Below are 21,290 nucleotides of genomic sequence, written 5' to 3' on the forward strand. Positions count from 1 at the left end.
TGAAAGCGCTATACTTGTTTTGTAATGATTACTTCTATTTTATAAAATAATATAGGATACTTCAATACTATGACTGTAAAACTCATACTTTTGATTCTTTTTTCTATAATTTGTAGAAAATTATAAAAACCTGAATGTACATTTAGTGAAAATTACAAAAGAGGCTGGGACAAAAGTCCTAGCCTCTCAATTGTCTTTGGATTGTCGAGCAAGACGCAGTGGTTGAGTGGACTCTACTACGCTGATTTCATCAGCTTTTACAGCCCTACTCAACTGTGCGGAGGTGGGACGACGAAATCGAATTCTAACGAATTACCGATTTCTGTCCCACTCTCATTATTAAAAATCAATCCTGAATTTTCCCTTCAATCACTGACTAGTTTTTCCATTTGCCAGTAGCTTGACCATCTCATTTTTTCGTTCTTCAAGCTCTGCAATTTGATGAAGCAAAAGCTCTGAAAAATCACAATTAAGCTCCTCGGTTTCACCACTATTATACCAGTCTAGAGCTACTATGTGATTGTCCTTATCAAAGCAAAACATTACATCTCCATCACCAATGATAGACAGAAATGGGATATAATCCACAAAGCCCAGAGCGTGTAATTCCTTGGTTTTAAGACGAATGTCTAAGAAATCTGGGATGCCATTTGCAATTCCCAAGACCTTAATACCTCGACAGAAGGTCCAAAATGGTGCTACATCGTAAGCCTTAGCTCTTGGCCATAGCTCTTCTCTGACTTCCATAAAGAGACCTCCCAGAGATGACATGGTGAATTCCCTGAAATCTTCTGGTAGACGAATGCCGTATTGATTTTCAAAATCCTGAACATCTTCTTCCGATGGTTCATTGCCCATGCAGGCGACAACCTGATAAGTTTCCTTATCATAGTGACGAAAATACTCATAAACTTCCTTGAGTGCCATTATTTTAATCCTTTTTATTCAGAAATAGTAACTACAAATCCATCTGGTAAGATGATCTCTTGTCCATCTTCAAGCTGGCAATGACTCGCTAAATCAATTGAATCTCTATCTAAAGTATATTTCTCAGAAGACTGATTGAAGATGGCTCGAACTTCTTTTCCTTCGTAGTTCCACTTCAAGGATAGGACATCTGGTTTCAATTCTTCCAAACTATATGCACCATGCTGAATAATGCTTGCCACTTCCTTACGGACTTGAATCAACTGTTTCATAAAATTCAGCATGTCATTTTCCTTAGACACACGGTCCCAAGGCATGACACGACGGCAATCAGGGTCTGGTCCACCAATTAGTGCTAGCTCTGTTCCGTAATAGATACAAGGGGCCCCTTTTTGAAGATAGAGGAAAGTTAGGGCAGCCTTGACATGCTGGATATTTCCTTTGGCAGTTGTAAGGATGCGCTCTGTATCATGAGAATCTAAAAGGTTAAACATCACCTCTGAGATTTGTTGCTTGTAGTACATAGACTGGCTGTTGATTTCTGAAATAAACTGCTCAGGCTTTTTATGCTGACGCAAGAAATAATCTTTAATACTTTCAGAAAGCGGGTAGTTCATGACTGCATGGAACTCATCCCCATTTAGCCAAGGCTGAGACGTATGCCAGATTTCACCTAAAATATACAAATCAGGCTTTTTAGCTAGAACTGCCTTTCTGAAATCTCTCCAGAACTGGTGGTCAATTTCATTTGCAACGTCCAAGCGCCAAGCATCGATATCAAAATTCTCAATCCAGTAGGTCGCAACACTTAAAAGATAGTCCCTAACCTCCGGATTAGCTGTATTCAACTTAGGCATATAGCTAGCAAAGGCAAAGGTATGATAAGGGAGTTGTCTTGGATTCTGAAGTTTATCCTCAGTAACTGGAAATTCTTGGATATGGAACCAATCTTTATATGGTGACTGTTCTCCGTTCTTTAGAACATCCTGCCATTGGGCAGACTGGTAACCGATATGATTGAAAACAGCATCTAGCATAATCTTGATACCACGTTTGTGAGCTTCCTCGACTAAATGACGAAAGACTTCCTTGTCTCCAAAGTGACGGTCAATTTCAAAATAATCCGTCGTATCATACTTGTGATTGGTTGTTGCTTCAAAAATCGGACATAGATAAAGGCCAGTGATTCCCAAATCTTTCAGATAGTCTAAATGGTCGATAATCCCTTGTAAATCTCCACCAAAAAAGTCATCCCTCTTAGGCGCAATGGCTGCATCCCACTCTCGAGCTCCATCTGGTGTCAAATGAGGATTTCCATTAGCAAAGCGTTCTGGGAAAATCTGGTACCAAACGGTATTTGAAACCCAGTCAGGAACCTGACATCCGTCTATTTCGTGAACATAAGGAAGCTTAAAGCCGTTTCCATCAGCATCCAAGTTTTCTTGAGTATGTTCTACACAACCCTTATCACCGTAATAAACACCTTGACCTTCTTTATCAAGGAGTTCAAAGAGGTATTGAATCCGAGCAAAATCAACAGAGACCGTAACCTGCCAATAATCAAATAGGGCATCTGAGGTTACTTTGGTCATTTCTTTCTTGGCTTCATACTTATCCTCAATGAAAATAAAGGGATCTCCATAATGCAAGATAACCTTCTGGACATCATTTTTCTTGGTTCTGATTCGGATATGTAGCTGACCTTCTTTGTAAAGATAAGCATACTCTGATTCTGGTCTATGATAAATGGCTGTCAATTCCATCATTTGTCTCCTAAATAATCATCATCAACAAAACGCAAACGTTTTCATAACTAACAGAACTAGTATATTATTTTAAGATTCGATTTGCAATACTTGGTCAAATTTAACGAGAAAACAGCTCAAAATAAATACTGTAGACTAATCAAGAAATATCAGCACCTATCAATAAAAAGCTCCCAAATTCAGTCTCACAGCCTAGTCAATCTGACAAAGGGCAAGTTCTTTTAATCTTCTGTCGTAGACGAAGGTTAAACAAAAGTTATCTGTCATATTTTGAAGCTTGTGTTTACTCATTCCTCTAGGCAAGGCTATATCGCACCATTCTCTTGTTGCCAGAGAAAATAGCTTTTGCTTGCCCTTCCAATCATCATTCTTAAATAGGGGACTCAGGATAAGATAAGGCGAATCCGTAAAAATTCCATTAACACCAGCTTTTTTGCCTGCTCCCTTCAAACAATCAGATTCAAATATTTTTTCGATAACACGTCCATCACTAGAGATTTTAACAAGAGCATAATAGTCCATGCCCCATTTATTGACAGAGGTTTGACTTTCTCCAGAGGTAAAGGCATAGAGCTCTTGCTTCCAAAATTTCATACTATCGATTTTAGGACAGGCAGCTGAGCTTATGTCGTGGTGATTTAAATCTTTTTTATCGATATGCGAATAAGTGGTCCACTTAGCCTGCTTGTTCTCTCTATCAAACTCTAAAAGGGCAAAGTTTCTTGCCTGATTTGTATAAACTTGATCTTCAAAACACACGGGTATCTGGTCGCTATCTGATACTATTTGAAAATATCTCTCTTGTGCCTTTTTAGGAAGTATACTCTGGGAATCCTTTATGGCAATGATTTCTGGATGAGAAAAATCACCAGTATAATAGACCATTTCCTTGCCAGCCTTGATGATTCCAATATTTTGTCCATCTGTATAGAGTAGAGGCTCTTCCTCCCAAGCATAGTCACAATCCCAAGTATCTATCTCCTTCACTCCCAAAGGAGATACTTCTAGCAGACAGTAGCGATTGCAAACTTCCTTCTCACTGGTTAAGACCAAGGCTCGACCATCATACAGCATGGCTGAGTTTAGGACAATACTGTAATCCTTGTCAAGCTCCCATTTGTTCAATAGGCTTAACTTTAGCTTCCCCATTTTCTTCCTCCTAAACGTTCACCATTCATTGATGGCATACAGAATAGCTAACCTAATATTTCTTAGCAATTGATCTGAAAGTTCATCGTATTGTTGGCCAAGTCCTTTATCTTGTGCCAGCCATCCAGGTCCATCATTCCAGGAGCCCATTGCTCCAAAAACATCCGCTGCACTTGCAGCTCTAAATATATTTTGATTTTGTGGCGGAATTTGAGGCTCCTCTAGCACCTTAGCAGCATCAAGGTCAAGTAAATGATTTCTAGCAGAGTGAAAGACTTTGGCAAAGTTCTCACATTCAATTTTAATTGCTAGATCTTCTATACGAGCCAATATGTCCTTAAATTCTTCGATATTATTTTCATAGTGGGGAATTTCTTGAGAAGACCTTTCCCAGTCATACTCGGTGTAGGTAACATCCCAGCCCCTACCTAGGGAAGCAGATTCCCAATTTGGTAGGAAATATCTTGCCTTCCCATCTTTATAAAAACAGAGAATTGAACTCTGTGTTGTATTGGAGAAGCCTAAAATACCTCTGTCTTCAACTGAAATGGGGCAAAATAATTTTAAGTCCTTCAAACCTTTTTCCTTAAGGTGTTCAAACCAATCAGTTACAGAAAGTTCTGTAGATTCCCCCTTTTCTGACGGCAAAATTTGAAAGCAAATCTTATTGATATATTGGTCAGGATGATACAAAATTTCCTGATTAGTTTTCAAAGCTCTCCTAGCTGCTGCCACGATACAAGCTATTTGATACATTTGTCCGTTCATACGATCTCATCCATTATCCCTTCAATCAGATTCCTAAGGCTCTCTGCTACATAAATCACTTGGTCAGGATCATGGATGTAGCAAATAATCTGCCCTTCCTGACCCTCTCGGCCTGGATCAAAATCCAGCATGAGATAACAAGAGTCACAATACTGGGCAAAAGGAAGCCATTTTTTATTAAAAAGATAGGGCTTAATTCTGCTATCACGCATATTTTCTAGATCTTGACTCGAAAAATAGTCGGGAAATTCTGTTAACAGAGCATCTCTATTTTGAAAGTACTTTTTACAAGTCTCAATTTCCTGCAGACTCATGAGAGAAAAAGTCAAATCTCTCTGGTCAATCACACAAGGTAAAATAGAGAGGTATTTACTGCCATTTTTATAGCTATAAAGCTCTTTGAAGTCCCTAGGTAGACGAATGCCAAATATTTCCTCAAAGGCCTGAAGTTCTTCCTCGGAAGCACCAGAAATGTCCTGATAATCTTCCAGATATCCTTCCTCTGCAGGATCATCCAAATCCCAGTCTTCAAAACACTCACAAATATAAGTTTCTATTTTTTTTACTTGGTCAATTAGCTGCATCATTTCACCCTGACTTCTTTATTTTAACTAACTTCAAATTCTTTTTACCGCTTATAACTTGGTTCCTTTAAGTCAATTGGGTTAGGATTTTGCTTAATCCAAGCAAGAGCCAGTTGGCAGAGGCGGTCCAGACGGGGACCGTCATTAAAATCTTTGCCGTAAATTTGACTGATGACTTGCTTGGCCTCTTCTAAGTCAGTGTCTGAAAGTGAAGTTCCTAGAGAAAGATAGTGAGGCATAGCCTGTAGCATCTTGCGGTAGTCTCTGTCCCAGTTGGCCCCTCCATTACGATCCAGTTCATCTCGAACGCGCCCTGGTATGCGGATGACTTCTCCCTGAACAGTTCTTGCGGCTCCTATAGAAGGAAGCAAAAAGGACCATAGTTCCTCATATTGCTCCTCCCAGGATCCTTCTACTAGCTTAATCGGAGAAACTCCATCATGGGTTATTCGTTTAGCTACTGGCTTGACATCAAAGAGCTCATAGAGTTTTGCTAATCCTTTATCTGCAGCCTCTATATAGTCAGGATGGATACTTTCTCGATGAAATTCAAAATCCTTACCAATATTTTCAACCTTTTCTTTCATAGCAGATGTTTTCTTAGCACCAGCCTCTAATAACATAGAGGCAATTTCAGCAGTTTGGGCAATATAGATACCTCGACAAACATTCAGAACTGCACCCAGTGGAGTTTGTCCCCTGTTATTTTCTACATTGACATTAGCACCTTTCTCAAGCAAGCATTTGACTGTCTTAGGATGAAAAAACTCAGCTGCCATATGCAAGGGTGTATTGCCATAAGTATCGGTTTTTTCAATGTCTGCCCCCAATTCAAGCAAGAGTTTTACAGTATCTCTTCCCATGGTTGCCTGACTGTACAAAGGAGTTGCTCCATAATAATCAGGGATATTGATATCTAGGCCCTTTTCTACCAGCCAGATAACCAATTCATCTGGTACTCCTCCCATATGTAGAGGTGTACATAAGCTAAATCTTCCATCATGAGCGGTTAATTCACAGCGATCATAGACTGCTTTCAGGGCTTCAATATTTCCTTCATCCATTAAATCCTTAAACTCTTTTGGTAATGTAACTCTTTTCTTTGCCATTTTTAGTTCCTTTCTTCTGATTCAGTATCTAGGGCAAGCCAATGAAGAGTGTCAACAGTTTTCAAAGTCCGGACTTGTCCATCATAATTATTTTTCAACTCAAGACCGTTTTGCTCAATAGATATATGATTGTACCAGTAGTCTAGGCTGGCGTATTCCCCCGTATGAATGTTGATGAGTATCGTCGTTATGGGAGCCCAAGTCCCTTTCTTAACTGTTTCTGCTAAGAGGTAGTAAGCATCTAAAAATATGAGATTTCTCCCATAGATCCAAAAGGGCAGTTCAAGTTCTAACAAAGGTAACTTGGCAGAAAAAATCTCATCACCGTGTGGTGGTACGGTTTCATAATGAAATTCTATCTCACTGCCACAATAGAGAATCAAGGCTCCCTGACATCCAATATTTTGAGGAATCCCTTCCTCAGCTACAATAAATTCCATGACCTGCTCCTTCTACTTTCAATCATAAAATCCGACCAGACTCTGCCAGAATATCAGACTGGACGCATGGCCTATCCTAGTCATCAAATGGATGAAGTCACTTTCACAACCCTTCCAAACTGCAGATTGAGCCGTTCCCATGGCTCTCACAAACACTAGAAAATCTGGTGCCAACCATATTTTTTCATCATAGGTCATCTCTGCATCAAGAGCATAGACCGCCCCAGAATGACAATCCAGCAAAATAGTGTAGGGATCTCCATTTGCAATGATGATCAAGCCTCTTTCTTGTAGAGTCGAGTAATCGTGGTATTCCAAATTGCGATTGATCAGCCAAGTAAGACTAGTGTCGTCCCCATATCCAAACTGGCAACTTAAAAAACCGACCTGCCCCCAGTTATAAGCCAGAATATATTTCCTAAAAATCGGATCCAAATCTTCAATTTGCAGTTGTTTTTTCAAACGATCCAGTTCAGACATAGGCAGTTCTGTTTGGTTCAGGACAATTCCTTCTCTTATCTCAGGGTCAAGCCCTTGTGTTTCTTCTTCAATAATGGAAATGATTTGGTCAATTGTCAATAATTCCATTGTCAACCTCCGACTATAAATAGTCCATTTTCTAAAACAATCTAGCTAATTTAGGTCTTCTTTTTTCTGATGAACTTTCTTGTCACTATTATACCGCAAAACTATCTAATAGGGATAAACTACCAGTATTTTCAGGGATTATTTTTGACGAACAATTTCTCATAATTAAAACAAAAAGAGGCTGGGACAAAAGTCCTAGCCTCTCAATTTTCTATGGATTGTCGAGCAAGACGCAGTGGTTGTGTGGGCTCTACTACGCTGATTTCATCAGCTTTTACAGCCCTACTCAACTGTGCGGAGGTGGGACGACGAAATCGAATTCTAACGAATTACTGATTTCTGTCCCACTCTCTTTTTCACTTATAATTAAAGGTCTCTCCAGCCAACTTATCTGCTAACTTGGGAAAGAGGTTGTAAAACTTGTGGGCTAGATTGAGTAAGACTGGGAGATTAAGCTCTCGTTTATTTTTTCCAATGGTCTTGACAATCTTTTCAGCAACCGCATCTGGTTCTAGGAGAAATCGGTCAACCGACTTGAGATAAGTGCCATCTGGGTCTGCCTGGTCAAAAAATCCTGTACGGATAGGGCCTGGATTAACAGTTGTCACATAGACACCATAGGGCATGAGTTCGAGGCGTAATGCATTTGAAAATCCAATAGCTGCAAACTTGGTCGCTGAGTAAAGACTAGACTTAGCTGTCGCTATCAAACCTGCCATGCTCACGATATTGAGGATATGCCCTTTTCGAGTCTCTTTCATACGAGAAGCAACCAAACGTGATAGATTCATCAAAGCAAAGGTATTAACCTCAAACATTTGATGAATATCTTGATTAGAAATCTTGTCAAAATCTTCAAAGATCCCGTAGCCAGCGTTGTTTATCAAGACATCAATCTTACCATATCTCTGGTAGAGTTCCGCAACTAGTTCTTCTAAGGCTTGACTATCGGTAATATCAATCTCGACCAATTCAGCCTGAGGATGATTTCCGTATAGTTGAGCTAATGTTTCCTTATTTCTACCTAGCAAAATGAGTTGATCATCTGGCAAGAGTTTGACCATTTCTTGAGCTAGACCACCACTGGCGCCCGTAATGAGAATCGTTGACATACTTTTCCTTTCTCAAACTTCTAAATTTCCACTTCTTCCAAATCTTTAACGACATGGACATTTTCAAAAATCGTTGCCGCATCATTTTTAAGCTTGCTAATATCTTTTGAAAGGAAACGGGCACTGATATGATTGAGTAAGAGCCGTTTGGCTCCCGCTTCTGTTGCGACCTGAGCAGCCTGCATATTAGTTGAGTGCCCATGATTGCGGGCAATTTTCTCATCACCTTTACCATAAGTGGATTCATGGACAAGGACATCTGCATTGACAGCCAGACGCACACTGGCATCCGTTTTTCGAGTATCCCCCAAGATAGTGATAATCTTACCTGGACGGGGAGCTGAGATATAGTCTGTAGCTTTGATCTCGGTACCGTCCTCTAGAACAACATCCTGACCGTTTTTGATTTTACCAAAAAGCGGTCCAAATGGCACACCAGCAGCCTTGAGTTTTTCTGCATCCAAGGTTCCGTCTAAATCCTTTTGCATGACACGATAGCCCACACAGAAAATCGTGTGGTCCAACTCTTCTGCATAAACCGTAAATTTATCTGTTTCAAGAATTTTTCCTAGAGAATCCTGGTCAAATTCATGGAAATGAATCTTATAAGGCAGGCGAGAACCTGATACACGTAGACTGGTCAAGACAAATGACTTGATGCCTTGGGGACCATAGATTTCCAAATCTGTCTGCTCTTCATTGGCTTGAAAGGCACGACTAGAGAGGAATCCAGGTAATCCGAAGATATGGTCTCCGTGCAAGTGGGTGATAAAGATTTTGCTGACTTTCCGTGGTCGAATCGTGGTCTCCAAAATTCGATTTTGCGTTCCTTCTCCACAGTCAAAAAGCCAGACTTCGTTAATCTCGTCCAAGAGTTTCAAAGCGAGACTTGAAACATTGCGGGCTTTAGAGGGCTGACCAGCCCCCGTTCCTAAAAATTGAATATCCATTCGATACTTTCTAATTAATCAATATATAACATAGCAGTTCTGTTTTCCGAGCGATAATACAGCTTGCCAGAAAAAGCTCTAGCTTCTTGTAGTAAATCCTCTTGGCTATATCCCTTCAATCGCTGTCTTCCATCTGCTAAATCTTCCAGATCTGTTAAAGCTGTGAGACTTTTTACGCTAACAACTTCCTCGTCCCCGACAGACTTCAAGTAAATCTTTCCAGACTCTTCAAAGACCAACTGATGAGGAAAAATTTGCGCAATTTCAAAGAGTAATTCATCCGTAATTACTTCCTCGTGCTCAGAGAAAATGCGACCTAGTCCTTCTTTCTCGTAGCAAAATCCAAAGGATTTACCAGATAGATTGAGGCGAATAAAGGGCTTGTTTTCCAGAGTGAAACTTGGCTCAGTATTGTAAAGATTCAACTGCTGGCTCAATTCAGCAAAATAATCTGTCGCAGCTTGAGGGCTCTTTTTCTGATAGAGTTCTGCAAAGTAGGCATTCACTACACTGGGTGGAGGGGTGATGAGGGCTAGCTGCTCCTGCTCAGATCTACCAGCTAAAAGCTGATCTAGATATACTTTATCTAAGCTGGTATACCCCCCATACTTGAGAGCTAAAGTTTTGGTATCAGTCATAAAATTCCTCTAATCTCCATTTGTTCTTCTCAGCAATGTAGCCTGTGATGACTTGACCATCATCTTGGTAGTCACGTTCTTCTAGAATCGCAACACTTTCTAAATCATGAATCTTGTAAGATTTAGAAAAAGGCACGCGCAGGGTAAATGCTTCAAAAATTTCCTTGATTTTATCTAGCAGTAAAGCCTGCAACTGTTCTCGACTATCTTTAGACTTTGCCGAAATCAGTGCATATGGCGTTTGAGTAGGCGTAAAGTCCTCCACCAAATCCGCTTTATTATAAAGGGTTAAGCGAGGAATATCCTCCATGTCCAAGTCTTTCATGATGGAAAGGACCGTTTTTTCATGTTCCTCATGGTAAGGATTGCTGGCATCGATGACATGGACCAAGAGATCTACATGCTTGCTTTCTTCTAGGGTGGACTTGAAACTTGACACCAACTCTGTTGGCAAGTCTTGAATAAATCCAACGGTATCCGTTAAAGTTACTTGGAGATTCCCTCCTAGATGGATGCTTTTAGTTGTTGCATCCAGAGTTGCAAACAGCTCGTCAGCCTCATACTGGGTCTTGCTAGTCAAAGTGTTCATAATGGTTGATTTTCCAGCATTGGTATAACCAATCAAGCCAATCTTAAAGGTGCTTGACTCCAACCGTTTTTCTCGAACTGTCGCCCGATTTTTCTCAACCACCTTAAGTTGGCGTTCAATATCTGTAATCTGGTTGCGAACACTACGACGGTTGAGCTCCAGCTGACTTTCACCTGGACCACGGGAACCAATTCCCCCTGCCTGACGGCTGAGCATAATCCCCTGACCAACCAAACGAGGTAAGAGGTACTTGAGCTGGGCTAGATGAACTTGGAGCTTCCCTTCGTGGCTTCGAGCTCTCATGGCAAAGATATCTAGGATTAACTGCATTCGGTCAATAACCTTAACACCTAAGACTTCCTCAAGATTAACATTTTGGCGAGGTGTCAGACGGTTATTGACGATAACCGTCGTGATTTCTTCTGCATCCACCATTTTCGCTATTTCTTCCAACTTACCAGAACCAACAAAGGTCTTGGAGTCATATTTTTCGCGTTTTTGCCTGTAGCTATCGACCACGACTGCTCCAGCTGTCTTTGCTAAACTAGCCAGTTCTTCCATGGAGAGGTCAAAATTATCCATGCCCTGGAGTTCAACTCCAATCAGCAGGACTCGCTCCTCTTTTTTCTCCGTTTCAATCATTTAAAAACTCCTCAATCTGGTTTAAAATACGGTCTTTTACACCAGATTCTCCTATCTGATAAAAGGTCACCTGCATGCGATTGCGGAACCAGGTCAACTGACGCTTGGCAAATCTACGAGTCGCCTGCTTGAGACTATCCCTCGCCTCCTCCAAAGATTGCTCTCCACGAAAATAGGGGAAAAGTTCCTTGTAACCAATTCCTTTAGCGGCCTGCACATCTGGATAATGGTCAAACAACCATTTAGCTTCGTCTAGAAGTCCAGCTTCAAACATCAGGTCCACTCTGTGATTGATACGCTCATAAAGCTGACTACGCTCATCATCCAAGCAAATAATCAGCGGATCATATAAACTGTCTTGATTTTCCAAGTCTTGAGCAAAATGGGCAATTTCCAAGGCACGCATGGCACGACGACGGTTAAACTGGGGAATTTCAAGGCCTGCTTGATCTACCAGATGGGCTAACTCCTCATCAGAAACAGGTTCTAAACTAGCTCGATAAGCTAAAATATCCTCATGTGGTGTCTCCCCACCTAGATGATATCCCTCTAGTAGACTCTGAATATAAAGTCCTGTCCCACCAGCGATAATAGCAAGCTTACCACGACTTTGAATATCCTCAATGGCTGCCTTGGCTTCGGAAACAAAATCAAAAGCCGAGTAAGACTCGGTTACATCTCTAACATCGATTAAATGATGAGGGACAGTTGCCTGCTCCTCCGGACTAGCCTTGGCTGTTCCAATGTCTAGTCCTCGGTAGACCTGTTGGCTATCTCCACTAACTACTTCTCCATTAAATCGCTGAGCAACTTCAATAGCGAGAGCAGTCTTTCCAACAGCTGTTGGGCCAACAATCACAATTATTTTGCTTTTCATCGTTTTTCCTTGAAAAATTCCCATTTTTTCGTTACTATTATTATATCACAAAATGAACAGGCAGAAAAATGCTATATCTTAAGCTATTTTCGTCTGATTTATAAATAAAAGGAGGAAGACTCATGGCTAAAGGATTTGCTAAAGGTCTCGTAACAGGTGTTGCAGGAACTGTTGCTGCTGTTGCAGGTGCAGTATACGCATTCAAAAAGAAAGTGATTGAACCAGAAGAACAAAAAGCAGCTTTCATCGAAGAAAATCGTAAAAAAGCAGCTCGCCGTCGCGTATCACGCTAATCAATAAAAAAGAAGTTGGATTTTCCAACTTCTTTTTATGTTATTAAATAGCCAAATCAAACTTCAATTGCGGTTTCACAGGATCATAGTCAACCAACTCAAAATCCTCTGCTTTAATATCAAAGAAATTAGTCTTATCTGGTACATTCAAGACCAAACGTGGTTGGCAATCTGATGGTTCACGACGGAGCAATTCCTGAGCTTGTTCAAATTGATTATCATAGATGTGAAGGTTATTGATGAAGTAGAAGAATTTCCCAACCTTCCAGCCAAAGTGTTTGGCAATCATCATTTGAAGAGCCACATACTGCATGGCATTGATGTGATGAGCCACCAGCATATCGTTAGAACGCTGAGTCAAGGTCGCATCCAGGTAAATTTCCCCATCTACTCGACGGACATCAAACATGGTCTGGAAGGCACATGGAAGAAGGCCATCTGTTTCCTCAAAGGCTTGGTAATCCCAGAGAGAGATGATATTGCGACGGTTCCAAGGGTTTTCTTCCAACTGCTTAAGGATTTTGTTGATAATATCATGCTTCTTAACCACAGCCCCATAACGCTCACCGATGGTCCCTGTATCTCCCACTTCCCAGTCATTCCAGTAATGTACATTGTACTTGTCATTAAGAACCTCTAGACTATTGGATTGGTCTTGATAGATCCAAAGAACTTCCTTGATGGCTGATTTGATGGCAATTGGACGTAGGGTTGTGATGGGAAATTCACCCTTTGACAAATCATACTCTGCAAAAGCTCCAGTCACATACTTAGAGTTTGCAACAGTTCCATCCTTGTACTTGGGACGAGCCTGTTCTGAAAAGACTCCTTCATTGAGAATTCGCTCAATATTTTCTTTAAAAATCTTATCTGCTTTTGTCATTTACTCTCTCCTCAACGTTTATTCTTAACTAGTATAGCATAAAAAAAGAAAGGAGGAAAATCACTCGCTTCAAGATAGTGATTTTCTCCTTCTTTTGTTTTTTTATTGCAAGACAAGAGATGCTGCTCCGATAACTCCAGCGTCATTTCCTAGAGTTGCAAGAGCTAGCTTAGTTGTTGTGCGAACTTGTGGGAAGGTATTTTCATCATAAACCTTTTGCACGCCTTGAAGAAGGAATTCTCCGGCAGCCGATACACCACCACCAATAACAATCGTTGATGGATTTAGGATGGAACCGATGTTGGCACATGCAATACCCAAGTAACGTGAGAAATTACGGTAAACGATCAAAGCAAGGTCGTCCCCTTCTTTTGCCAAATCAAAGACAGTTTTAGCAGTGACTTCTTCACCGTCGTCAATCAAGCGTTTCAATTCTGCATCGCCTTCGTATTCATCTGCGTAACGACGAGTCAAGTTGACAATACCTGTTGCTGAAGCAACTGTCTCAAGACAGCCTTTTTTACCACAGGTACATGCGATTGGTTGGTCAAAGTCAACAGTGATGTGACCAAGCTCACCAGCAGCACCAGCAACACCGTGAAGCAATTTACCTTCTGCCACGATACCGCCACCAACACCTGTACCCAGAGTCATAAAGACAACGTCTGGTTGGTTTTCACCAGCACCCATCCAGCGCTCACCAAGAGCCGCCACATTGGCATCATTATCGATGAAGAATGGAATACCCAAGGCTTTTTCCATTTTCTCTTTGATCGGTTGAAGAGTTTTCCAGTTGAGGTTGTAGGCACCAATAACAGTTCCATTTTCACGGTCAACTACACCAGGTGAACCCATACCAATCCCTTGGAAATCTGCTGCAGCCAATCCAAGCAATTCAAAACGATGTTGAATTGATTCAATCATATCGTCTACGATATGGCTTCCTTCATCCAAAATGTTAGTCTTGATAGACCATTTTTCTTGGATTTCTCCTTCTTGAGTTAAAATTGCAAACTTGACAGAAGTTCCACCAAGGTCAATCCCAATAATCTTTTGACTCATCTTTTTCTCCTTTATATTTATTAATGGAAATGCTTACAGACATAGTATAACAAAATCGTCTCTTTTGTGCAAAGGTTTGCAGGCTACAAGCCAAAATTAAAACATCTCATTTGCTTCACTATTTGTAAAAATTAGTCACCTAAATGTTGAATGGCATAGTTTGCTTCTTCATTTGTAAATTTTCCAATCCAAGGATCAGTTAGCCAGTCATAAATTTTCGTTTTTGAGAGATTGCTATATTTTCGGTATTGTCTTGCTTTAGCTAAGGCATTCGCCTTATAGTCTGCTTGCAAATGATTGATAGCATATTGTGCAGTGTCACTATTAAAACCATCAAAAATTAACATATCATAAATTCTTTTTTTTGACAAATGAATCCCATTATAACCTTGTGCTCTCTTTAAAGCTGCTGAGTATGGATTCCCGTCTGCTGGTTTTGGTTGCCACACACCATCGTATCCTACATAGTAACGGCCACCATCTACCCATTTGTTACTAGCCATTTTACCATCTGATTCAACATAATAACGGCCACCATCTACCCATTCATTCTTGGCCATCTTACCGTCTGATTTAAGATAGTAATTTCCTATCCATTTATTACGGGCATAACTTCCTTCAGCTGTTAAATAGTAATAAGAACCATAATTTTTATCATAGATCCAATCGCTTTTTGCCATCTTACCATCTGATTTAAGGTAGTAATTTCCTACCCAAGTGTTACGAGCAGAACTTCCTTCAGCTGTTAGATAAAAATAGGAACCAGAGTTTTTATCATAAATCCATTCATTTTTAGCTCTCTTACCGTCTGATTTAAGATAGTAACTACCGACCCAGGAATTACGAGCATAGCTACCTTCTGATGTTAAATAATAGTGAGCAGAGTATTTCTTATCATAAATCCATTCATTCTTGGCCATCTTTCCATCTGATTTGAGGTAATAATTACCGACCCAGGCATTTTGGACATAATTTCCCGATGCATTCAAATAGAAGTAGGAGTTAACCTTTTTATCAAAAATCCACTTATTAGTGACTTTAACACCATTTTCATAATAAGATGAGCCTACCCAGCCAGACTGGACTTTAGACTTTGGCTTATCCTGTTTAGGTATCGTATTCTTTTGTTTATCAGATTGCTTTGGAGCGCTAGATTTAGGCTTCTCTGATTGTTTCGGAGCGCTAGATTTAGGCTTCTCTGATTGTTTCGGAGCGCTAGATTTAGGCTTCTCTGATTGTTTTGGAGCGCTAGATTTAGGCTTCTCTGATTGTTTTGGAGCGCTAGATTTAGGCTTCTCTGATTGTTTCGGAGTGCTATCTTTAGGCTTTTCTGACTGTTTTGGAGCGCTATCTTTAGGCTTCTCTGATTGTTTCGGAGTGCTATCTTTAGGCTTTTCTGACTGTTTTGGAGCGCTAGATTTAGGCTTCTCTGATTGTTTTGGAGCGCTAGCTTTAGGTTTCTCTGATTGCTTAGGTAAATTATTTTCTTTTACGTTACCATTCTTAGGCGTACTCTTTTCTTGAGCAGAAACTTGCTGTATTGAAAAAGGGGACATACCTGCTGTATCTGTAAGCAAAGCAAGTCCAAGTGTTGCTGTCGCTATGCTTGTTACTAAATATTTTTTTGATTTCATCTTAAACTATCCCTATTTTTAAATTTAATGACGCTTCCATTATATCAAATGCTTAACTTTATTTCAATTTCAATCTTTAATGTTCACAAATAATATTTAATTGTCATTATATTTTTAACTCATATAAGCCCCTTACTGCATTACAAGCATAAATGACCTCTACCTGTTTCAAATCTTCTACGGTCAAGACCTTCTCTTCTACCTGCCCGCTTTCAAGTAAATGCTGGCGATAAATCCCTGGTAAAATGCCAAGTGTACTAGGTGGGGTATAGAGCTTGCTATTCATTTTTAAGACCAGATTCCCAATAGAGGTTTCAAGCAATTTCCCATCAGCAGTGTGATAGATGACCTCCTGCTCTCCCATTGTCAAATGTGGTCGGTGAGTCGTCTTAAAATAGGTAAAGGGCTGCTGTAAATCAGCTTCCTGTAGACAAAGTTTGGCCTGACAAAAGTTAGAGCTAAGTGGTGTCAATACTTGTCGTTCAATTTCAATCTCTCCAGATTTGCTGAGACTGATTCGTATCCGATAATCTTGACGGATGTCGCAAGACTGGAACTCCTTCTCTATTTTTTGTCTCAAAACTTCTTGGTCAAATGGAAAGGCAAAATAACGACTAGCCTTTCGCAGTCTTTCTAGATGTTGATTTTCAAAGAGCAATTTTTTCTGGCTAATTTTCCCTGTCGTAATCAGCTGAAAAAGAGGCTGTTTTCGATAAAGAACTGCTGCCTTTTGCTGGACTTCACGGTATTCTGACTCCCAAGTACTATCCCAAGTGATGCCACCTCCGACACCATAGATGGCTTGCCCTCCATGCAGTTGAATGGTTCGAATAGCCACATTGAAAATCCGTCGTCCATTGGGAAGTAGGAGGCCAACAGTTCCACAGTAAACTCCTCTAGCTTGTGGTTCCAAGTTCTTTATAATTTCCATGGTCGCTATCTTGGGAGCTCCTGTGATGGAGCCACATGGAAAGAGCGAACGGAAGATTTCAACTAGGTCAACATCTGGTCGTAACTGACTCTTGATAGTCGAAGTCATCTGCCAAACTGTAGAATACTGCTCAACTTGGCATAAACGCTCCACATGCTCACTCCCTACCTCAGACAGACGATTCATATCATTGCGCAAGAGGTCCACTATCATCATGTTTTCTGAACGATTTTTGGGATCCTGTTCCAGCCAAGTGGCCTCTTTCAAGTCTTCATCGTCAGTCAAACCACGTTTAGTTGTGCCCTTCATAGGACGAGTCGTCAATTCACGACCATTTTGCTCAAAAAAGAGTTCTGGACTCATGGAAATCACTGCCATATCATCATGCTCTACGTAAGCATTATATCCCGCTTCCTGCTCCACCACCATACGATTGTAGATAGCAAAAGAATTAGCACTTAAATTCTGCTTGAGTTGGACAGTATAATTGACCTGATAGGTATCCCCTTGTCTTAAATGATGGTGAATTTGGGCAATAGCCTTTTCATAGTCCTCAGCAGATGTTACTTCCTGCCAGTTTGATGGCAAATCCACCTCCTCATAAGTCAGAGGAATGCTGGATGTTTCTACACTATCATGAATAGTGAAATAGAGGAGATACTCTCCTAACAAGGGACCCTCGTGAACCTCTAACTTCTCCTCAAAAGCAGGTGCTGCTTCATAACTAACATAACCAACTACATAATAGCCCTGTTCTTGGTAGCTTTCCACTTGTGCCAGCAAGTCTGCTACTTCTGCTATACTTCTTGTTTTTAACTCTTTAATAGGCTGGGTAAAGGTGTATCTCTCGCCCAAAGACCTAAAATCAATCACTGTTTTTCTATGCATATCCTAAGTATACCATAAATAAGAAGGTCTCTAAACTTTATGTAGTTAGTATTTTTTATCAGATTAGCAGGAAATGTTTTAGAATTCTTTATATAATTTAACAAAATAAAAAGGTTCAGCTTATGCTGAACCACTTTTTAGTCTGGCACATATTCCAATATATCACCAGGTTGGCACCCAAGTTCTTTACAAATGGCTTCTAGCGTTGAAAAACGTATAGCTTTGGCCTTACCTGTTTTCAGTATTGAAAGATTTGCGGGAGTAATACCTACACGTTCTGCTAAATCTCCTGAACGCATTTTTTTCTTTGCTAATTCGACATCTAGATTAATAACAATCATAGGATAGTCTCCTTTCTCTAAATTGTAAACTCATTTTCTTCTGCAATTTCATTTGCTTTTTCAAGGACTTTACCAATTGTCCAAACAACGAGAGCAGTAACCATGAAAGTTATATTCAGAAATGAATAACCATTAAGTGTCAAAATACCATCTCCTAGAAATGAGGCAATAAAGAGAGAAAGAGAAATACGATTAGCAAGTTTGACATTATGACTTGTAAAAATCTGTTCATGAATAATATTTTGAAAGAACTGTCTAACACAGAATAGTACAAACAGAATGATAAAGCTATTGATAAAGGACAAAGCACTCACTAGTATTGAAGTATTCACCATATCAGGTTTTAAGGAAATAGTCCCAAGGTTAAATAGGCTAATCTCAGTTACATTGAAAACTGTTAAAAAGATGGATATAACTAAAGATACTCCCAAGATAAAAAGTAGGATATTAATAAAACCTAAAGCAAATGGTAAGTAGGAATTTTTCTTAGACATTAATTTCAAAACCTCGTTTCTAATCTCTACTATATTATACAATATTAGTAAGTTTTACGTATATGTATTATGCTACTTTATCTGAAAATTGATTTTTGATAGAAGTAAGCACCAAGCTAGCAAGAAACAAAAATGCTGCAATCGAGAAGTTAAAAATAATATGAGCTGGGTTAAGAATAAGTTCTGTAATACCTTGGATTGCTCCTACTAGTGTCATTAAAACTGCACCTTTTTTCAAGAATGAAATGGTTGTATCTTCAAAAAGATCGCTTTCCTTAAAGTTCTTAGCAAACTGTTTTAATTTGATAAGGCCATAAGTCAGAAGTGTATTACCAGCAACAAACGTTAGAACAAAGGCATTAACCCCTCCCCACGCTTCGTAGCCTGACATTGTTACTTCCGCACCTTCAGGCATTAGTTGGCTGATATCAAATTGACCAAGGAGAAGGACTAAGGAAGCGATACTAAAGAAACTAAGGGTAAAGATTCCGAAATTAGATCCTAATGTAACAAGTGATTTAGTAAAGTTAACGATTTTAGTTGATGTAGTTTTTTTCATGATGATTTCCTCTTTTATAAAATATTTTTAGTTTTAGTAACAAATGAGCTCTTTTTGTTACTACTCGAAAACTTATTATTGTTTATCGATATATCTAGTATAGCATAATTTTTTTGAAATGCAACACTTTTTTATCGTTTTTTGATAATTTTTTTCTTTTATTTAAAAATATCTTTATTTAAGAGCAATTAGACTTCAAATATTAAGGTCAACACTTCTAAAAAAATCAAATATAAATCTAAAACATTTTTAGTAAACTCTTTTTAAGAATATCACGTTCACTCAACATAATCTAACAAATAACCATAACCCTTTTCTTCCATTTGATCCTTGGGAATAAAACGGATGGATAGACTATTGATACAATAGCGGAGTCCTCCCTTGTCCTCAGGTCCGTCTGTAAAGACATGTCCTAGGTGGGAATCACCAGTTCTACTTCTGACTTCTGTTCTGACCATATTGTATGACTTGTCTTCCTTATAGGTCGCAACATCTGGACTGATAGGCTGGATAAAACTAGGCCAACCACAACCCGATTCAAATTTATCTTTCGAAGAAAAGAGAGGCTCGCCAGTTGCTACATCCACATAAATGCCTGCTTCAAATTTATCCCAGTAGCGATTTGAAAAGGCGCGTTCTGTTTGACTGTTTTGAGTCACTGCATACTCCTCTGGAGACAGAAGTTTTTTCAATTCATCGTCACTCGGTTTTGGATACTTGCTAGCATCAATAACGGGATAGGCTGCTTGATTGACATTGATATGGCAGTATCCATTTGGATTTTTCTGGAGATAATCTTGGTGATAGTCTTCAGCCACGATAAAATTAGTTAAAGCCTCCTTTTCAACCGCTAGAGGCTGGTCATACTTTTTAGCAACTTGATCAAAGACTTGATTGATGACTTCTAGGTCTTTTTCATCTGTATAGTAGACTCCCGTGCGATATTGGCTTCCTACGTCATTTCCCTGCTTATTCTTACTAGTTGGATTGATAATGCGGAAATAATGGAGCAAGATTTCTTTTAGAGAAATTTGATTGGCATCGTAGGTCACATGAACAGTTTCAGCATGCCCAGTTTGGCCGATTAATTCATACTGGGTTGTTTCTCCTCTACCATTCGCATAGCCAGAAACAGCATCTGTCACACCTGCTACTCGAGAAAAATATTCTTCGACTCCCCAGAAACAGCCTCCAGCTAGATAGATATCATGTAAGTCAGCATCTTTACTTGGCTCAGTTTTTTTCGTGACTTTTTGCCCTTGACTAACTGCTGCCTTCTCGATTTGAGTGGTATCTGTGTAGCTTGCGCTCCTTTTTTCCAAAAGAAATAAAAGTCCAATAATAATGCAAATGATGATTCCTATGAATACAATTATTTTTAATTTATCATTCATGAGTAGCCTCTAATCTATGCTTTTCAGAGTTTCTAAAATAGTTTCCTTGTCCATAAAGCCTGGTTGAGTCTTCACCAATTTTCCTTCTTTATCGATAAAGGCCTGAGTCGGATAAGAACGAACTCCGTAACTCGCTAAGAGTTTTCCTGACGGGTCTAGAAGAACAGGGAGATTTTTATAGTCCAAACCCTGATACCATTTCTGGAAGGCTTCTTCTGACTGCTCCCCTTTTTGACCAGGAGAAACAACTGTCAAAACGACATAGTCATCGCCAGCTTCTTTTGCCAGTTCATCTGTATCAGGCAGACTAGCTAGACAAATAGAGCACCAAGATGCCCAAAATTTGAGATAGACCTTTTTGCCTTTGTAATCTGATAGACGATAAGTTTTTCCATCAACTCCCGTAAGCTCAAAATCTGGAACTTCTTCTCCTTTTTTTGCTACCTGAGAGCTAACTTGCGCTTGTTTGTCTTCATTTTGTTTATCAGCCTCGCTCGTCGTCTGATTGTTACAAGCCGATAGACAGACCAGACTAGCACAGACCAATACAGTTGCTTGCCATTTTTTCATTTCCATCACCTTTCTTATTAGATATATGAATATAGATAACGATTTTATAGCTCTATTATATAACTAGCGGACTAAAAATACTTGAAATCTGCTTGGAAAATA

The 21,290-nt window shown here is 39.7% G+C and carries 23 protein-coding genes; 1 reads left to right on the forward strand and 22 read right to left on the reverse strand.

Annotated elements, in window-relative coordinates; genetic code table 11:
• Window positions 1-369: 369 nt before the first annotated feature.
• The 13 genes from ACVC7R_RS02685 to miaA form a co-directional block, all read right to left on the reverse strand.
• Window positions 370-927: an SMI1/KNR4 family protein gene (locus ACVC7R_RS02685; RefSeq protein ID WP_447263421.1), complete on the reverse strand. Its 558-nt coding sequence runs from the start codon at window positions 925-927 to the stop codon at window positions 370-372.
• A gap of 14 nt (window positions 928-941) precedes the next feature.
• Complete coding sequence (locus tag ACVC7R_RS02690; RefSeq protein WP_447263599.1) at window positions 942-2,690, reverse strand: glycoside hydrolase family 13 protein; 1,749 nt, start codon at window positions 2,688-2,690, stop codon at window positions 942-944.
• 195 nt (window positions 2,691-2,885) lie between these two features.
• A complete protein-coding gene (locus ACVC7R_RS02695) occupies window positions 2,886-3,842 on the reverse strand; it encodes a hypothetical protein (protein WP_447263422.1) in 957 nt (318 codons plus the stop codon).
• An 18-nt stretch (window positions 3,843-3,860) separates the two neighbouring features.
• Window positions 3,861-4,610, reverse strand: coding sequence for a hypothetical protein (locus ACVC7R_RS02700; protein ID WP_447263423.1), 750 nt, complete (start codon window positions 4,608-4,610; stop codon window positions 3,861-3,863).
• A complete protein-coding gene (locus tag ACVC7R_RS02705; protein ID WP_447263600.1) occupies window positions 4,607-5,194 on the reverse strand; it encodes an SMI1/KNR4 family protein in 588 nt (195 codons plus the stop codon). Before ACVC7R_RS02705 ends, ACVC7R_RS02700 begins: the two co-directional genes overlap by 4 nt.
• Window positions 5,195-5,238: 44 nt before the next feature.
• Window positions 5,239-6,303, reverse strand: a complete 1,065-nt coding sequence (locus ACVC7R_RS02710; RefSeq protein WP_447263424.1) for an ankyrin repeat domain-containing protein — start codon at window positions 6,301-6,303, stop codon at window positions 5,239-5,241.
• Between the two features lie 2 nt (window positions 6,304-6,305).
• A complete protein-coding gene (locus ACVC7R_RS02715) occupies window positions 6,306-6,743 on the reverse strand; it encodes a hypothetical protein (RefSeq protein WP_447263425.1) in 438 nt (145 codons plus the stop codon).
• Between the two features lie 18 nt (window positions 6,744-6,761).
• Window positions 6,762-7,331, reverse strand: a complete 570-nt coding sequence (locus tag ACVC7R_RS02720; RefSeq protein ID WP_447263426.1) for an SMI1/KNR4 family protein — start codon at window positions 7,329-7,331, stop codon at window positions 6,762-6,764.
• A 356-nt stretch (window positions 7,332-7,687) separates the two neighbouring features.
• Window positions 7,688-8,443 (reverse strand): SDR family NAD(P)-dependent oxidoreductase, encoded by a 756-nt coding sequence (locus tag ACVC7R_RS02725; protein ID WP_447263427.1) that lies wholly within the window; start codon window positions 8,441-8,443, stop codon window positions 7,688-7,690.
• A 20-nt stretch (window positions 8,444-8,463) separates the two neighbouring features.
• Window positions 8,464-9,393 (reverse strand): ribonuclease Z, encoded by a 930-nt coding sequence (gene rnz, locus ACVC7R_RS02730; RefSeq protein ID WP_447263428.1) that lies wholly within the window; start codon window positions 9,391-9,393, stop codon window positions 8,464-8,466.
• A gap of 14 nt (window positions 9,394-9,407) precedes the next feature.
• Window positions 9,408-10,031 (reverse strand): cystathionine beta-lyase, encoded by a 624-nt coding sequence (locus ACVC7R_RS02735; RefSeq protein ID WP_447263429.1) that lies wholly within the window; start codon window positions 10,029-10,031, stop codon window positions 9,408-9,410.
• Window positions 10,024-11,262 (reverse strand): GTPase HflX, encoded by a 1,239-nt coding sequence (hflX, locus tag ACVC7R_RS02740; RefSeq protein ID WP_447263430.1) that lies wholly within the window; start codon window positions 11,260-11,262, stop codon window positions 10,024-10,026. The genes ACVC7R_RS02735 and hflX overlap by 8 nt, the downstream gene beginning before the upstream one ends.
• A complete protein-coding gene (miaA, locus tag ACVC7R_RS02745; protein WP_447263431.1) occupies window positions 11,255-12,139 on the reverse strand; it encodes a tRNA (adenosine(37)-N6)-dimethylallyltransferase MiaA in 885 nt (294 codons plus the stop codon). The genes hflX and miaA overlap by 8 nt, the downstream gene beginning before the upstream one ends.
• A 122-nt stretch (window positions 12,140-12,261) precedes the next feature.
• On the opposite strand from miaA, the gene ACVC7R_RS02750 reads away from it, so the two are divergent.
• Window positions 12,262-12,432 (forward strand): DUF3042 family protein, encoded by a 171-nt coding sequence (locus ACVC7R_RS02750; RefSeq protein WP_001051780.1) that lies wholly within the window; start codon window positions 12,262-12,264, stop codon window positions 12,430-12,432.
• 43 nt (window positions 12,433-12,475) lie between these two features.
• On the opposite strand, the gene ACVC7R_RS02755 is transcribed toward ACVC7R_RS02750, so the two are convergent.
• From ACVC7R_RS02755 to ACVC7R_RS02795, 9 genes are all read right to left on the reverse strand, one after another.
• Window positions 12,476-13,315: a thymidylate synthase gene (locus tag ACVC7R_RS02755; RefSeq protein WP_447263432.1), complete on the reverse strand. Its 840-nt coding sequence runs from the start codon at window positions 13,313-13,315 to the stop codon at window positions 12,476-12,478.
• 102 nt (window positions 13,316-13,417) lie between these two features.
• Entirely contained in the window at window positions 13,418-14,377 is a 960-nt protein-coding gene (locus ACVC7R_RS02760) for an ROK family glucokinase (protein WP_447263433.1), read from the reverse strand.
• 131 nt (window positions 14,378-14,508) lie between these two features.
• Entirely contained in the window at window positions 14,509-16,011 is a 1,503-nt protein-coding gene (locus ACVC7R_RS02765; protein ID WP_447263434.1) for an Ltp family lipoprotein, read from the reverse strand.
• A 106-nt stretch (window positions 16,012-16,117) separates the two neighbouring features.
• Window positions 16,118-17,830: an aminodeoxychorismate synthase component I gene (gene pabB, locus ACVC7R_RS02770; protein WP_447263435.1), complete on the reverse strand. Its 1,713-nt coding sequence runs from the start codon at window positions 17,828-17,830 to the stop codon at window positions 16,118-16,120.
• Between the two features lie 137 nt (window positions 17,831-17,967).
• Window positions 17,968-18,171 (reverse strand): helix-turn-helix domain-containing protein, encoded by a 204-nt coding sequence (locus ACVC7R_RS02775; RefSeq protein ID WP_004252288.1) that lies wholly within the window; start codon window positions 18,169-18,171, stop codon window positions 17,968-17,970.
• Window positions 18,172-18,188: 17 nt separating this feature from the next.
• Window positions 18,189-18,665 (reverse strand): DUF2975 domain-containing protein, encoded by a 477-nt coding sequence (locus ACVC7R_RS02780; protein WP_414266383.1) that lies wholly within the window; start codon window positions 18,663-18,665, stop codon window positions 18,189-18,191.
• A 67-nt stretch (window positions 18,666-18,732) separates the two neighbouring features.
• Window positions 18,733-19,224: a hypothetical protein gene (locus tag ACVC7R_RS02785; protein WP_447263436.1), complete on the reverse strand. Its 492-nt coding sequence runs from the start codon at window positions 19,222-19,224 to the stop codon at window positions 18,733-18,735.
• A 278-nt stretch (window positions 19,225-19,502) separates the two neighbouring features.
• Window positions 19,503-20,618, reverse strand: coding sequence for a peptide-methionine (R)-S-oxide reductase MsrB (msrB, locus tag ACVC7R_RS02790; protein WP_447263437.1), 1,116 nt, complete (start codon window positions 20,616-20,618; stop codon window positions 19,503-19,505).
• A gap of 9 nt (window positions 20,619-20,627) precedes the next feature.
• Complete coding sequence (locus ACVC7R_RS02795) at window positions 20,628-21,188, reverse strand: TlpA family protein disulfide reductase (RefSeq protein ID WP_447263438.1); 561 nt, start codon at window positions 21,186-21,188, stop codon at window positions 20,628-20,630.
• Window positions 21,189-21,290: the final 102 nt, after the last annotated feature.

Source organism: Streptococcus sp. Z554 (genome assembly GCF_053010305.1).

Bases quoted from the DNA above. Each gene is read 5' to 3' on its own strand.
- ACVC7R_RS02685 (WP_447263421.1), bottom strand. From the start codon at position 927: ATGGCACTCAAGGAAGTTTATGAGTATTTTCGTCACTATGATAAGGAA.
- ACVC7R_RS02690 (WP_447263599.1), bottom strand. From the start codon at position 2,690: ATGGAATTGACAGCCATTTATCATAGACCAGAATCAGAGTATGCTTAT.
- ACVC7R_RS02695 (WP_447263422.1), bottom strand. From the start codon at position 3,842: ATGGGGAAGCTAAAGTTAAGCCTATTGAACAAATGGGAGCTTGACAAG.
- ACVC7R_RS02700 (WP_447263423.1), bottom strand. From the start codon at position 4,610: ATGAACGGACAAATGTATCAAATAGCTTGTATCGTGGCAGCAGCTAGG.
- ACVC7R_RS02705 (WP_447263600.1), bottom strand. From the start codon at position 5,194: ATGCAGCTAATTGACCAAGTAAAAAAAATAGAAACTTATATTTGTGAG.
- ACVC7R_RS02710 (WP_447263424.1), bottom strand. From the start codon at position 6,303: ATGGCAAAGAAAAGAGTTACATTACCAAAAGAGTTTAAGGATTTAATG.
- ACVC7R_RS02715 (WP_447263425.1), bottom strand. From the start codon at position 6,743: ATGGAATTTATTGTAGCTGAGGAAGGGATTCCTCAAAATATTGGATGT.
- ACVC7R_RS02720 (WP_447263426.1), bottom strand. From the start codon at position 7,331: ATGGAATTATTGACAATTGACCAAATCATTTCCATTATTGAAGAAGAA.
- ACVC7R_RS02725 (WP_447263427.1), bottom strand. From the start codon at position 8,443: ATGTCAACGATTCTCATTACGGGCGCCAGTGGTGGTCTAGCTCAAGAA.
- rnz (WP_447263428.1), bottom strand. From the start codon at position 9,393: ATGGATATTCAATTTTTAGGAACGGGGGCTGGTCAGCCCTCTAAAGCC.
- ACVC7R_RS02735 (WP_447263429.1), bottom strand. From the start codon at position 10,031: ATGACTGATACCAAAACTTTAGCTCTCAAGTATGGGGGGTATACCAGC.
- hflX (WP_447263430.1), bottom strand. From the start codon at position 11,262: ATGATTGAAACGGAGAAAAAAGAGGAGCGAGTCCTGCTGATTGGAGTT.
- miaA (WP_447263431.1), bottom strand. From the start codon at position 12,139: ATGAAAAGCAAAATAATTGTGATTGTTGGCCCAACAGCTGTTGGAAAG.
- ACVC7R_RS02750 (WP_001051780.1), top strand. From the start codon at position 12,262: ATGGCTAAAGGATTTGCTAAAGGTCTCGTAACAGGTGTTGCAGGAACT.
- ACVC7R_RS02755 (WP_447263432.1), bottom strand. From the start codon at position 13,315: ATGACAAAAGCAGATAAGATTTTTAAAGAAAATATTGAGCGAATTCTC.
- ACVC7R_RS02760 (WP_447263433.1), bottom strand. From the start codon at position 14,377: ATGAGTCAAAAGATTATTGGGATTGACCTTGGTGGAACTTCTGTCAAG.
- ACVC7R_RS02765 (WP_447263434.1), bottom strand. From the start codon at position 16,011: ATGAAATCAAAAAAATATTTAGTAACAAGCATAGCGACAGCAACACTT.
- pabB (WP_447263435.1), bottom strand. From the start codon at position 17,830: ATGCATAGAAAAACAGTGATTGATTTTAGGTCTTTGGGCGAGAGATAC.
- ACVC7R_RS02775 (WP_004252288.1), bottom strand. From the start codon at position 18,171: ATGATTGTTATTAATCTAGATGTCGAATTAGCAAAGAAAAAAATGCGT.
- ACVC7R_RS02780 (WP_414266383.1), bottom strand. From the start codon at position 18,665: ATGTCTAAGAAAAATTCCTACTTACCATTTGCTTTAGGTTTTATTAAT.
- ACVC7R_RS02785 (WP_447263436.1), bottom strand. From the start codon at position 19,224: ATGAAAAAAACTACATCAACTAAAATCGTTAACTTTACTAAATCACTT.
- msrB (WP_447263437.1), bottom strand. From the start codon at position 20,618: ATGAATGATAAATTAAAAATAATTGTATTCATAGGAATCATCATTTGC.
- ACVC7R_RS02795 (WP_447263438.1), bottom strand. From the start codon at position 21,188: ATGAAAAAATGGCAAGCAACTGTATTGGTCTGTGCTAGTCTGGTCTGT.